This is a genomic window from Paenibacillus sp. Y859, assembly GCF_056786405.1.
This window is the reverse complement of the sequence record NZ_JBXCIZ010000013.1, coordinates 42569-56011: the sequence shown is the minus strand read 5'-3', so window position 1 is coordinate 56011 and position 13443 is coordinate 42569. Positions and strand designations below refer to the sequence as shown.

The following is a 13443-nucleotide window of genomic DNA, read 5'->3' as shown; positions in this document are numbered from 1 at the left end:
AAATAATCGTAGGGGATGAAATCCTCTGCGAAGTAAAATTTGGGAGGAATTTCGTATGGTAATTGCATTAAAGCCAGTGTCTATTGAAAATTGGTATGAATGTACCAAGCTTAAAGTTAAGCCAGAACAGCTTAATGTCTTTCCTGCACCAGTTGTTTATTGGATTGCAGAATCTAAATATGTTGATGAGTTTGAATTGCGTGCTATTTACTCGGAAGAGGTTTTAGTCGGATTTATCGTATTTTGTACGAAACCAGACAAGGATGATAACTATTGGATTCCTGCTATAATGATTGATGAAACTCATCAAGGTAAAGGTTGCGGTAAGGTAGCATTAGAGATGTTGATTGAGTTTATGAGTATTCCAGAATGCAAAAGAATAATGATTGGACATCGACCAGACAATCAAATTGCGGGAAAGTTATATGAATCTTTAGGATTTATAAAAGTTAGTGAAGACGTAATAGACGGTGAAATAATACGTCTTCTTAAAATCGATTAGCAATATACATTGACTGTCGGCACTCGTCGGCAGTCTTTATTGTGAAGGAATATCCCTCTATATCGGGGATGATATTACTCTAAAATACACATTTTATTTATGTTATATACGACAGTTGGGGGATTGAGTTGGAGAGGTAGCTTACCGATAAGATTTGATTATAATCAAATTTTCCTTAGATTTCTCACAAAGGTTTATGTCACAATATAGAAGTGAATTTGTATTTCAACTTTTTCCCGCGAAAGGAGATGTTTGTAATGATTGCTTATATGGTATTGGTGGTTTTGCCTTAACCGAATATCGGGCATAGTAAATTCCAATCTTTGATTATAGCTTGGAATGAGAGCAACCGGGAATATCACCCGTGTTTTTTGCTATGCCGTAAACAGTAACCTTTCGTGTATACTGCTGTTAGCGGGACCGATGAAGGTCGTATCCCTTTTTGATTATAAGCCGACTTTCGGCTTTTCGCCGCGAAACAGCAGCTTCTTAGGAGGCTGCTTGTTTCGCGGTATTTTTATGCCCAACAACAACTTTAATTTTAAGGAGAGGATCGGTTCAATGATTGATTTGAAACAATACGGATATATCGAAGCCGAAACGCCGCCGATAGGTTTAATACCCGGAAGGGTTACGGAACTTCAGCGAGAGCAATATACCGTCATCACCGAACAAGGAGAAGTGACGGCTGTATTGAAGGGCGCGTTCTACCACTCTGCGGGGACTCGGGAGGATTTTCCGTGCGTTGGCGATTTTGTATTTCTACAATATAACGAAAACGGCGCTTCGCGCATTGCCAAATTGCTGCCCCGCCTCTCGAAATTTTCCCGCGCTGACTATTCAGGACACGCAGCAGGGTTTGTCAAAACTATACTGGAGCAAGTCGTAGCAACGAATTTTGATTACGTATTTATCGTGTCGTCCCTAAACTGGGATTTCAAGGTCAGCCGCATCATGCGCTACCTGACACAGACGCGGCAGAGCGGCGGCCAGCCTGTCGTAATTTTAACAAAAGCTGACTTAGTCCCGGATTTCAGCGCACCGTTAGCTGAGGTTCAGAAAACCGATCCTAATGTGCCGGTACACGCAGTTTCCAGTCACACAGGGAGTGGTTTAGACAGGTTGAGTGAATATCTGCAACCAGGAAAAACCGTGGTATTCCTCGGCATGTCCGGCGTGGGGAAATCCTCGCTGCTAAACGCCTTGATGAATCAGGAAGTGATGACTGTTCAGGCTATCCGCGAGGCCGACAGCCGGGGTCGGCACACAACAACGCATCGCCAGCTTTTCATGCTCGCATCCGGCGCGATGGTTATTGATACTCCGGGTATGCGTGAACTTGGGCTGTTTGATGCGGACGAAGGAATCAGGGCGGGATTTCACGACGTGGAGGAATTATTCACACAGTGTCGCTACAATGACTGCCGCCATCAGACCGAGCCGGGCTGCGCAGTTCTTGCCGCCCTTGCCGATGGATCATTGGCGTCAGAGCATTGGGAGCGTTACCTTGTACAGAAGCGAGAAAACAAGTTTGTGAATGATAAATCGGGGTATCTCATCGATAAACGGGCATTGCATAAGTCGATTGCCATGCGACATAAGGGTAAAAAAGGAGGAAACAAGATATGAATAACCATGATGAAAGATTTTTGAAGCCCGAAATACTGGCGCTTGTTTTGAGTAAAATGCTCGACAAGACGATAATCCGCGCAGATTATCAACTCAAAGAATTGCAAGGCGGGACAGTAGGAGATGTTCTGCTTGTAACAGGTATGGCTGAAACTTCCGATGGTGAAAATCTGCCGTATAAAATAGTTTGGAAACACAGAAAAAATTTGAGCGTTATGGTGATCCGGAATCATGGCGAAGGGAATATGACCTCTATTCATCGGATTTTAAAGAGGTTTTCACCGATTCCTTCCGTTCTCCGGAGTGTTATCACGCCGAAATAAATGGCGATGAGATTCAACTATGGATGGAATATATTGATGGTGTCTCAGGCTTAAATCTGACCTCGGAAATGTATGAACGTATAGCCGAAGAATTAGGGAAATTTCAAGGCAAGTTGTACACTGAACGACCAAACGTATTGCAGAATCTGCCCAATTTAAGCAAGGTTGAGTTTATGAAAAACTACTATCTTCGGTATCGATCATGGAATGTTTTGTATGATTACATACGCTCCGATGACTGCGAAATTCCGAAGCATCTGTGTAAAATGCTCATAGACATAGATAACAATGCGGACGAAATATTCAGTCGCATTGAAAAGCTACCCATAGTGCTTTGCCACAGAGATTTTTGGGTGGCAAACATATTCTATTCAGACAGTGAAATCGTTGTTATCGATTGGGATACCACCGGATGGGGGTACATGGGCGAGGATATCGCGAGTTTATTAGCGGATGAAAATGAAGTGGACGTCTGTCATATGATTGAATACTACCAAAAATGCATTCCGGCGTATTACAGGGGTTTTTCGGAATATGCGGATGTGTCCCATTTTTCCGATCATTGTATCTATGAACTAATCCTTACTATGTTCGGATACAGGCTTGTGGAGTGGTATAAATTCGCTGAGTCGCCCGAAGATAAATCAATGCACCTTAATACCTTGCAAAAAATCCATGAGATGATAAATATGTAGATGAATATAACTATTGAGCCGTTAGATGTGAACAGAGATTATCTGATATACTTAAGGCTGATGAAGATACAATGTTGACGTTGACCATACGACACATGTGGAGTGCGTTATAAGGATATATTGGGGGATTGAATAATGAGAAAATCAAATCCACATATATTGTGTTGCAGGATTTTCTCTATAATTTCACTAGCATTAATAGGAGGAACACAAATGTCTAGAACGTATTCACGCACGTATATTGAGAATGTAAAGCTTGAAATGATGAATAGGCTGGGATTGAAGCAGGTGTTTTATAAGGAACAACTAGGTGACGGCTTAATTTTTGAAGCGGTGGGATTTGATAGAGGAACACAACATCGATTCTGTGTTAGACCGAAAACGGGAACGATTGATGAATTTATTTCAGGAAAATGGATGAAAGTACGTAATTTTATAATAAAAGGTTGAGTCTGAGAAAATGAAGTGTACTGGAATAATGGAGGTGTAATTCATAAGAATTATGCCTTTTTTCCATGTTGAAATAAGTTATTGTAGGGGAAATGAACTTTTTACCATGATCATTACTCTTATAGGGGAGAGAGGTGAAGGAATGAATGTAGCAAGATTGGTGAGAAAGGCCAAGAAGGGAAATAAAGAAGCGTTACTTCAGTTAATTATGGCTGAGAAGGATGCCTTCTATAAGCTTGCTCTTACATATATGGGGAATGAGCATGATGCGATGGACGCAATGGAGGACATGATTGTCATACTATATGACAAGATCGATCAACTCAAGAAAGAAGAATCCTTTTATAGATGGAGTAAAACCATTCTGGTGAATCATTGTAAAAGCTTACTTATTAAGCGAAAAAAGCAGGTGTTATTAGATGATTGGGATGCTGTTGATGAAGGGGAATTAGGTCATGCGTTGACTGTTGACCCTTATCGTGAAGTGGACCAACAATTGGATATTCAAGCTTTGTTAGTACACGTAAATGAGTATCAGAAAGAAGCGATCCAATTAAAATATTTGCATGATCTCGATTACCAAACGATAGCTGATATGACAAATGTTTCGATTGGGACCGTTAAATCAAGGGTCTTTCAAGGATTGAAGAGGCTAAGAGATCATGATAGGGGTGATGTTGATGAATAACGATAACGTCGAGAAAGTGTTAGATGAAGAAAAGATGCGTATGGAATCCATAACGGCACCAGAAGAATTAGAAATGAGATTAAGAAATGCTTTGAATTCGGCAACATCTAAAAGATCAAAACGAATAGCGCCAATGTGGAAGATTGTAGCGGTCGCCTTATTGTTGATGGGCATCGTTGGAAATAACTATAATGCTTTCGCCTATTATGGCAAGAAGATACTTGGATTTGATGAAGTGATTCAGGGTACTTTACAACAATTAAATGATGAAGGTATGGGACAAATCGTTGATAAGAAAACTACGCTAGCGGACGGAACAGAACTTATCATTGAAGGAATGATGTCAGATGCTAATCAGTTGATCATGTATTACACATTAACGAATCCTAATGGACTAGAAGAGCGCAATGGTGACCTTTTTAGTCCTTCAAGAATAAGCGGTTTTTTAACGAACTCTAATGTAGAATCCGGGGTGTCAATCATAGATGAAGATCACACTAAGATCAAAGGAACGATAGCTTTCGAGCCTGTGAGTCCTTTTGCCAAAAAAATAACATTATACTATTGGCAGCAGATAGAGAACAATCAAATGAGCGAAGGAAGTATTTCTATACCATATCGTCCTGACGAAGTAATGCAAACTCAGATTAAACAATCGATAAAAAAGAAGGTTAAAGTCGATAAAGGGACAATAACATTCAAGTCGTTAACAGCTACAGCAACAATGACCATGATCAAAGGTTCGCTCAATGTTGAGAACTTGGATAGAGTCCCTTCAGCGTTACATGGAATAGAACTAATTGCAAATGGGACACCTGTAGAATTAATAGGTAGTGGTAGTCAATCTTCACTTAGAGGGAGAACGTTTGATATTCGTTATGATACATTGCCAGAGCATCTTGATTCACTGGAGCTAGTCATTAAAGAACTTGTCGGATATCAAAAGCTAGATGAAAAGATTTCACTCGCTTCCATCGGTGATGAGCCGTTTACACTTGAGGGTAAAGAATTAAGGGTGAAGAATGTAATAACGACTTCAGAAGGAGTTGAAATATCGATCGCTACAGATGATGATGTGATGCTTGATGGCGTATCAATAGGAGCGGCAAACGAGATAACACCATTAAGAACGACTGTGAAACAAAATAATGTGAAGCAAGCAGATGGAAGGCTAATGAAGGAACGTACCTTATTATTTGATAGCACTGTGGAGCCTGAGTATCTTTTAATAGAAGGTATGCATTATATGAAAGCATATAATGAAAGGATTGAGATAGCTGTTGATTAGTAGAGTATGCAAGTATTCAAGGCAAGGATCCGGTCGTACTGCCCTTGGGAGGATCCATAGTTTTCGTCGGAGATGCCGGCACGAAGTTCGAGATTTCCGCTCAGTAACTTCGCAATAGGCATTTCATAACTGGCCAAGATATAGTCCTGCGTATAAGAAAGAAGATTCCTCAATAAACATCAGGGGAAGAACGTGCATAAAAAGAAGTATTTTATTCTAATGCCACCTATGCTGATAATTGGGCTAATTTTATTTTACTTTCTTCCAGCAAATCAGAGATCTTATATGTTTTTAGAGGGGGATTATCAATGATTGAGTTAAGAAATGATGAATATTATATCGTACTTCCACTAATGAGAACTGTTCATTACAAGGCGGTATATGCTTATGCTGTAATTGAGAATATTCAATCTGGAAGGATATTTGTTAACCACAAAATAAAACCTACATGCTGTTTGATTGCAAGCCGTAGTGGAAAGTATATTGTCGTTGGAGATACTAATGACAATATTTTCAATAAGGATATTACAATATTTTTAAGTGATAAAAATAACCATTCCACTTATTATGATCTATTTACCTCTTCTGATGAGTGGATTGAGTTGCTTGAGCTTCTTTTAGGTGGTCTGACCGTTACTTTATCTCATTCTTCTTTTATATTTAATGAATCAAAGTTTAAGGGTTCTAATAGCCTTGTAAGTAATGTTCCAAACGAGTTCATAGTTCAACCTTTGGGAAGCAGTTTATTTGAAATAAATCAACATCCACATTGGGGATCGAAAGAGGAGTTCCTGTTGAAAGGGTTTGGTTATTGTGTGCTTGTAGACAATCAAATTGTTAGTTTATGTATTTCTGGTTTTGTTGGAAATAGCAGAGCTGAGATTGCCATATTTACTAACGATGGATATAGAAATATTGGATTAGCAAAATTAACGTGCAACGCATTTATTAATCATTGTCTAGAACATAATATAGTACCAAATTGGGGATGTGATACAGGTAATAAAGCATCCATACAGTTAGCTACAAAACTTGGATTCGAAAAAATTAAGGAGAATAAAATGTTGTGGTGGCATGAAGATAAAAGTGTGATTACCAATTATTTGAATGATTTTGGTTATTAAAATCAGTAATGCTAACGAGAACGATAGCACCATGACAACAGGCTGGCGAGATCATCGGCAGCCTGTTCAGCTCCCATGAAAATTAAATTAGCTCAAAACCTGAAAAAGAGCATAATAAAGTAGACCCAGAATAACACTTTTTAAAAAAAGGCTGAGCCTCTTGAGTAATCATATAGAGATTGTTAGATCTTTTAAGCATAAAGAACATCATATACAACAAACAAAAAGGCAAGGCTGGTGCAATAACCAGAGTAGGATTAATCTCCCATGAGTGCTACCCATATAGGGTGCGACATTCTGTGATGCACCGTGGTGGTCGGAGTCAGACTAACGGGCAGGATTGTTCAGTCAACTCGCGAATAGCTTTAGATGCTGTAATTCTGATAATCAATAATTAATAAAGAACATTATGTGTTGTTAGATCAAAAAATCAAAAGCGATCCAAAAAACGAGGGTTTGCATAAGCTTCTCTTTAAGCTTTTGGGTGAAACAATTCTCAAAATGGGAAATGATGCAATTACAAATGGATTAGTAGATGAGTATATAAGCAGAAGCGCATCCATTCAGGGGTCATTTTATAGAGGTAAAAAGGATACTGATAAAATGGCAAGGTACCAATTAGAGTATGATCGAGCATTTTTACATTTTATTAAGGGCGAACTTGTCGCTGGCGTTAAGCTAACGGGCAGGATATTTTAATAGTTTCTCGAATATTTTATCAGTTGGATAATTTAATAAACTTTATGAATATAATGTTGTCTGAATGATACGCAAATCTTATATGTGAGGGTGATTCGTGTGAAGCAAGGACTTATTGTGTTCTTGAACGGAACTTCAAGTTCCGGAAAGACTAGTATTTCTATGGAACTGAAAAATCAGAAAGAGATTCCTTTGCATCATTTATCCGTAGATGCTTTTTTTGGTAATTACAATGATTTTATTGATAATAATTTTCCAGATATTGAACCTACAAGAGAAGTAGATGATGTTGGAAAAATACTTTTTGATCCCATAGGCTCAGTTTATTATGCAACAATTAAGTTGTTTTCAGAAATGGGTTTAAATGTAATCGTCGATACCGTAATCGACAATGACAAGCGGTTAAATGATTACCTTGATCTATTGTTCGATCATCCAACACTGTTTGTAGGCGTATTATGCTCGAAAGAAGAACTCACAAGAAGAGAGCAAATCAGAGGAGATCGACAGATTGGACTAGCGAATTCCCAATACGACCAAATATATTCCTTTAATGAATATGACCTTAAAGTAAATACTGAAGAGTTGAGTCCAACAGAATGTGCCGAAAAAATACTAGGCTTTATTAAATCCGGTCAGGATTACTCTGCATTTAAGAAATTAATGAAAAGAGAGATTAATGTTTCATAGGAGGGAATCCATCGGATAACTACATATTCAAGCATTGGAGCTATTGCCCCTCGGTCTACCCGACGGATTTTGGAATTAAGCTAACGGGCAGAAGAGTTTAATGTCGAGTAACGAAATGTACTCATATGGAGGAAAGTGCAACAAAAGAACAATTGGGACGTATAAATGGTATCCAATAAGTGGGGTGTGAACTATGAAAATACTTTTTCGCATGATGATTCTTTTAGTAATTGGAATTTCTATGACATTTCTATTCGGTTGTAGCAACAACGACAACCAGTCAGAAGGTGCAGTTGTGAAAGAAGAAAAAACAGTCGGTAATGAAAAAATCGAATTAGGATTGTCAGAGGACATTAAAAAAATAACAGCAACACAATTGAGTCAAATATCGGAAGATATGACTTACAAAGAGGTTGTAAATACATTAGGTAATACCAAAGATATTGGTTCTGGGTTATATATATTCAGATATGAGTATGAGAATGGTCAATTTCTTAACATTACCTTTGGAAATTATAATGAAACAATACGAAAAGAAAATTATATAGCCATTCAGAAAATAATAACTGATACTAATTGATTACGCTAACGGGACACTTTAGTTCAATAAGAACAAGAAAGAAGCCGCTCAATAGACTGGCTTCTTTTTCTTTAAGCTAATAGGCAAGTTGTTTTATAGTATAAACGTTGTTCTAAAATCGTTTTTTAGATACTGATCAATTCCAGATGCTAAATATACAGATTCGCTTCTCAGAAAGACAGGTTTCTTTGCACGTTCTTGCTTACAAGGTTTTATCAATCACAATGGATAATTTGTAGTTAGCGTAATTGTTTAACTCTAATAAAAATTGGTTTAACGCTTCATTACTTGGAAACCTGCATTCTAGCAGATAGCAAGCATCACCGCTTATTTTATAATTATTAAGGATGTGATCCTTTTTTTCTTGAATAAATGAGAGATATGGTTGATGGTGTGTACTTTCGATATAGATATTGAGAAATGCATACGTAAAACATCCTAATTTTGTATGATTAACCTTAAGACTAAATCCCTCTATAACTCCAGTATCCTCTAGTTTCTCCACTCGGGTTGCTGCTGCAGGTCCAGTTAGGTGAACTCTTCCCCCTAATTCTTTCATTGTAATTCGGCTATTTTGACTCAGCTCTTCAATAATTCGTTTATCTGTTTGATCCAAATCCAACGCATCTCCTTTAAAAAATAAAGTGAAAAGGTCAATACACTTTATTTAATCTGTGTAATTGAACGTAGCATATAGTATAAGCTTAACCTTGTTAAGAAACAAAATAAAAAACAAAAGGAGAATTCTTTTATATATGTACATTCAACAAATCCGAAATGCGACAATCATTGTCCATTATGCAGGTAAAAAATTCTTAGTCGATCCACTTCTCGCGGACAAAGGTTTGTATCCTCCATTTTTGGCAGGGATCAGAGAGGATATGAGAAATCCTATAATTGAATTGCCAATGTCCGTTCACGAGATCATCAAGGATGTCGATGCAGTGATACTGACTCATTCGCATCTAGATCACTATGATGATATAGCAAAAGAAGTGCTTCCCAAAGGTATTAAATTTTATGTACAAAACGAACAGGATGCTAAACAAGTTGAAAACGACGGTTTTCAGCAAGTAGAAATACTTAGTGAAGATACGCTTTTTGAAGGTATTCAATTAATTAAAACACAAGGCGAGCATGGTAGAGGGGAAGATTTATTAAAAATTATGGGTCAGGTGTGTGGTGTTGTTTTCAAACATGCCGACGAGAAGACATTATATATAGCTGGAGATACAGTATGGTATGACGGTGTCCAAAAAGAAATCGATTCCCACAATCCTGAGATTATCGTTGTGAACGCTGGAGATAATATTTGGCATGATATGGGCTCACTTATTATGGGCAAAGAAGATGTTTATAAGGTGCATAAAGCGGCTCCCAATGCCAAAATTATCTCTGTCCATATGGAAGCAGTAAACCACTGGACATTATCTAGAAAAGAACTAAAACGCTTTGGAGAAGAAAAAGGGTTTTCCTCCAGGTTATTAGTTCCCGAAGACGGAGAAACGTACACTTTTTAATGGAAGAAATATGAGTCGATATGGAGATTGTGTGCAAGTAAATTGAGACCCTTTAAGGGTCTCAATTTATTTATGAGATTAAGAATCTATACTATAATTTCCCGAATCAATAAGACAGGCAGGAGAATAACTATGAACCAGATGAATACTAAGCTATGGACGAAAAACTTTATTATTCTTTCGTTAATCAATTTCTTTATGATATTAATTTTCTTTTTATTAAACGCGACGATTACGCTATATGCAATTAATGAATTTAACGCATCTCCCGGCCAAGCGGGTATCATTACAGGTATTTTTATTATCGGTTCTTTATTAGGGCGTTTATTTACAGGACGTCTTGTACAAACCAAGAAAATCTTGATGATCTGGTTATTTTTCTTTATTTTAACAACTTTACTTTACTTTGTTCATTTTAATATTGGTTTTCTCATATTAAGTCGGTTTCTAAACGGTATCACAGTGGGTATAGTAACTACTGTTGTAAGTACAGTTGTAGTACTTAGTATTCCTAATTCGCGAAAAGGTGAAGGGATTAGTTATTTTGCCATTAGTACTGCACTAGCCACCGGTATTGGTCCATTTATTGGTTTGAATATGAGTCAAAACGGAAATTTTAATATGATTTTTTCTCTCTCTCTGTTCATTGGAATTATAAATTTAATCATCGCATGTTTTGTGAAATTTTCTGCACCTAAGAATACTGATATGAAAAAAGAAAAGGGATTAAAAATCTCTGACTTTATTGAGCCTAAAGTGATACCGATAGGAATTATTATGTTTATAATGGCTTTTTCTTTTTCTAGCATAGTTTCATATTTGAATGTTTATGCTTTGGAACTAGGACTATTAGACGCAGCAAGTTTCTTCTTCATGATATATACTGTTTTTGTCTTGATCTCACGACCTTTTACAGGACGAATGATGGACAAAAAAGGAGCAAATATAATCATATATCCGGCTCTTATTAGTTATGGGGTAGGAATGCTCGTGTTAAGTTCAGTTTCTAGCAGTGCTACATTGTTATTGGCTGGCGCATTAGTTGCTCTGGGATTCGGTAATATTTCTTCTATATCTCAAGCTATAGCAATCCGTGTAGCTGAACCCCACCGAGTTGGCTTAGCAACTGCGACTTTCTTTATATTTTATGATCTAGGAAACGGATTGGGCCCCTCTATTCTCGGATTAATAATTCCAGCTACAGGATATAGTGGTTTGTATGTCATGCTCGGAATAATTGTATTAGCAACACTTTTTTTATATTACCTGTTGTATGGAAAGAAAGAACGTAATATAAAAAAAGTGGGTATAACCAAATAATATAAAAAAAGCATCCTGTAAATATGAATATGCAGGATGTTTTTTTTGCATCGAGGTTTAACTAACGGTCAGGATTGTTCAACAGTTAACGTTATTTTGTTCTACCGTTGATACAGAAATTCAACCAGCGGTTTAGTTGTAAAGTACACCTCCATACAATCGAAATTCAAATACGATTATAATTAATGTATAAATTCATGGAGGTGTTATAAATCATGCAAGTGAATGCTAATAATTTTGGTGAAAGAATCAGTCAGCTTCGTCATAGCAAAAGTATGACACAAGAACAATTAGGGCTGTTACTTAATGTTTCTGCACAAGCAGTTTCCAAATGGGAAAAAGGGGACTCCTTACCCGACATTTCCCTTATAACGGAGTTGGCAACCGTCTTTGATTGCACAACAGACTTTTTGCTCGGAAAAGCCAGCAATTTGCAAGCCATGCTGCCTCAAATTAGAATGGAACTTCGGATGATGACCCAAGAACAAAAAAAAATTTCCTGGGCGAGGTGATTGCTGCAACATCACAAAACGCACAGACACCAGCATCAAATCCATCACTAACTCAAATCCAGCTAGGTCCATCTGGATTGGGTTTGTGGGCAAAAGATAGATTAGTTTGCATCGCTACATCACTTTTTTAAACGAAGCCACTGAAGCAATGAATGAATCAGTAGAATTTCCAATGAACATTTTACCTGCGGATATTATAACAGTGCTATATGAGTTATTGAATAATAATGAAAACATGCAGCCTGACTTCACTCCAGTAGAGGATTCGATACTTCGCTCAAGTCTACCCGCGGACATGAATTTTGACAAAGCAATAATAGATTGCATTGAACTCGGCTTTGTGGATAAAGTTAGAGGTGGGTACAGGCTTAATGTTAAAGGTGATATTGCAACTCGGTTGTTTTCAATCGTTCATAGGGTTGTAAGTAAACCTAGTTCATTTTCTTTTGATTTTTCGTAAAATCTCGCCTTGATTTGAATTAGTTGCTCAATCTGTTGTTACGCTAACGAGGAACAATAACATTTTTAAAAGTAGTTATTTGTATTATCAGGATAACGATACTTTCATTGTGTATATTTTGGTTACCTTGGCAAGCAAATGACGCGGCAGAGAAATTTCCAGAGTTTGCTTATTTGCAATATCCCATCTTATCCGGATTGTACATAACGGCGATCCCGTTTTTCTTTGCTTTGTATCAAGCATTAAATATTTTAAACTATATTAATAAAAACAGTGCTTTCTCAGAACTATCTGTAAAGTCGTTGACGTCTATTAAATACTGTGCAATTGTGATTAGTGTGTTATTTGTGATAGGCAGTGTATTTCTTATATCGCAAAATGCTTTGCATGCTGGAATAGCCATCATTGGATTTACAATTATTGTTGCTTCTATAGTAATTGCAGTCTTCGCTGCTGTTCTTCAACGGCTTTTGCAAGAAGCCATCGATATAAAAACAGAAAATGACTTAATAGTCTGAGGTGAATAACATGGCGATTATAATCAATATTGACGTGATGCTAGCTAAAAGGAAAATGAGCGTTACAGAACTTTCGGAGAGGGTTGGAATAACGATGGCTAATATTTCTATGTTAAAAAATGGCAAGGAAAAAGCTATTCGATTATCAACCTTAGAGGCGATTTGTAAGGCTTTAGAATGTCAGCCTAGAGATATTTAGAATATAAAAGTGACGAAGACACTTAAGGATTAAATGAACAACGAACATATTGAACTCCATGAAAATCAAAAAAGCTCGTAACATTAAAAAAGAGAAAAATGAAACTGGTTGCTCAGGCAATCAGTTTTTTCGTTATTGTCCAGGAGAGCACAAATATATATGTGGACAAATGCTGAAAACCCTTGTGCACATGCCGTTCCGACCTTTAATTTTGTTCATATTATGTACAAGGCAAAAGAGGAGGAA

The 13443-nt window shown here is 37.2% G+C and carries 17 protein-coding genes and 1 pseudogene; 17 read left to right on the top strand and 1 reads right to left on the bottom strand.

The genetic code is table 11. The features are described 5' to 3' along the window. The first annotated feature begins 55 nt into the window (after window positions 1-55). The 11 genes from AC1TO8_RS19935 (at window position 56) to AC1TO8_RS19885 (ending at window position 8668) form a co-directional block, all read left to right on the top strand. On the top strand, window positions 56-502 hold the full coding sequence (locus AC1TO8_RS19935) for a GNAT family N-acetyltransferase (protein WP_482057373.1): 447 nt from the start codon (window positions 56-58) through the stop codon (window positions 500-502). A 501-nt stretch (window positions 503-1003) separates the two neighbouring features. Next, window positions 1004-2131 (top strand): ribosome small subunit-dependent GTPase A, encoded by a 1128-nt coding sequence (gene rsgA, locus AC1TO8_RS19930; protein WP_482057372.1) that lies wholly within the window; start codon window positions 1004-1006, stop codon window positions 2129-2131. After that, window positions 2128-2454 carry a hypothetical protein gene (locus tag AC1TO8_RS19925; RefSeq protein WP_482057371.1) on the top strand — a complete coding sequence of 109 codons (327 nt, stop codon included), beginning with the start codon at window positions 2128-2130 and terminating at the stop codon, window positions 2452-2454. Before rsgA ends, AC1TO8_RS19925 begins: the two co-directional genes overlap by 4 nt. 23 nt (window positions 2455-2477) lie before the next feature. Next, window positions 2478-3149 carry an aminoglycoside phosphotransferase family protein gene (locus AC1TO8_RS19920; RefSeq protein WP_482057370.1) on the top strand — a complete coding sequence of 224 codons (672 nt, stop codon included), beginning with the start codon at window positions 2478-2480 and terminating at the stop codon, window positions 3147-3149. Window positions 3150-3362: 213 nt separating this feature from the next. Further along, window positions 3363-3599 carry a hypothetical protein gene (locus tag AC1TO8_RS19915; protein WP_482057369.1) on the top strand — a complete coding sequence of 79 codons (237 nt, stop codon included), beginning with the start codon at window positions 3363-3365 and terminating at the stop codon, window positions 3597-3599. Between the two features lie 142 nt (window positions 3600-3741). Continuing rightward, window positions 3742-4287 (top strand): sigma-70 family RNA polymerase sigma factor, encoded by a 546-nt coding sequence (locus AC1TO8_RS19910; RefSeq protein WP_482057368.1) that lies wholly within the window; start codon window positions 3742-3744, stop codon window positions 4285-4287. Further along, a complete protein-coding gene (locus AC1TO8_RS19905; RefSeq protein ID WP_482057367.1) occupies window positions 4280-5575 on the top strand; it encodes a DUF4179 domain-containing protein in 1296 nt (431 codons plus the stop codon). The genes AC1TO8_RS19910 and AC1TO8_RS19905 overlap by 8 nt, the downstream gene beginning before the upstream one ends. Window positions 5576-5883: 308 nt before the next feature. Next, window positions 5884-6699: a GNAT family N-acetyltransferase gene (locus tag AC1TO8_RS19900; protein WP_482057366.1), complete on the top strand. Its 816-nt coding sequence runs from the start codon at window positions 5884-5886 to the stop codon at window positions 6697-6699. A 411-nt stretch (window positions 6700-7110) separates the two neighbouring features. After that, complete coding sequence (locus AC1TO8_RS19895; protein WP_482057365.1) at window positions 7111-7398, top strand: hypothetical protein; 288 nt, start codon at window positions 7111-7113, stop codon at window positions 7396-7398. Window positions 7399-7497: 99 nt separating this feature from the next. Then, complete coding sequence (locus tag AC1TO8_RS19890) at window positions 7498-8088, top strand: chloramphenicol phosphotransferase CPT family protein (protein ID WP_482057364.1); 591 nt, start codon at window positions 7498-7500, stop codon at window positions 8086-8088. Window positions 8089-8281: 193 nt separating this feature from the next. Then, complete coding sequence (locus tag AC1TO8_RS19885) at window positions 8282-8668, top strand: hypothetical protein (RefSeq protein WP_482057363.1); 387 nt, start codon at window positions 8282-8284, stop codon at window positions 8666-8668. Window positions 8669-8870: 202 nt separating this feature from the next. Here AC1TO8_RS19885 and AC1TO8_RS19880 read toward each other — a convergent pair whose 3' ends face one another. After that, window positions 8871-9284 (bottom strand): Lrp/AsnC family transcriptional regulator, encoded by a 414-nt coding sequence (locus AC1TO8_RS19880; protein ID WP_482057362.1) that lies wholly within the window; start codon window positions 9282-9284, stop codon window positions 8871-8873. A gap of 139 nt (window positions 9285-9423) precedes the next feature. Between AC1TO8_RS19880 and AC1TO8_RS19875 the strand changes: the two genes are divergently transcribed. From AC1TO8_RS19875 to AC1TO8_RS19850, 6 genes and pseudogenes are all read left to right on the top strand, one after another. After that, on the top strand, window positions 9424-10188 hold the full coding sequence (locus tag AC1TO8_RS19875; protein WP_482057361.1) for an MBL fold metallo-hydrolase: 765 nt from the start codon (window positions 9424-9426) through the stop codon (window positions 10186-10188). 132 nt (window positions 10189-10320) lie between these two features. Continuing rightward, window positions 10321-11508 (top strand): MFS transporter, encoded by a 1188-nt coding sequence (locus AC1TO8_RS19870; protein WP_482057360.1) that lies wholly within the window; start codon window positions 10321-10323, stop codon window positions 11506-11508. A gap of 215 nt (window positions 11509-11723) precedes the next feature. Beyond that, on the top strand, window positions 11724-12020 hold the full coding sequence (locus AC1TO8_RS19865) for a helix-turn-helix domain-containing protein (RefSeq protein WP_482057359.1): 297 nt from the start codon (window positions 11724-11726) through the stop codon (window positions 12018-12020). Window positions 12021-12126: 106 nt separating this feature from the next. Then, on the top strand, window positions 12127-12480 hold the full coding sequence (locus AC1TO8_RS19860; RefSeq protein ID WP_482057358.1) for a hypothetical protein: 354 nt from the start codon (window positions 12127-12129) through the stop codon (window positions 12478-12480). 107 nt (window positions 12481-12587) lie between these two features. Then, a complete protein-coding gene (locus tag AC1TO8_RS19855) occupies window positions 12588-12998 on the top strand; it encodes a DUF2975 domain-containing protein (RefSeq protein WP_482057357.1) in 411 nt (136 codons plus the stop codon). Between the two features lie 10 nt (window positions 12999-13008). Beyond that, window positions 13009-13223: pseudogene (locus AC1TO8_RS19850) on the top strand (helix-turn-helix domain-containing protein). The last annotated feature ends 220 nt before the right edge of the window (window positions 13224-13443 follow it).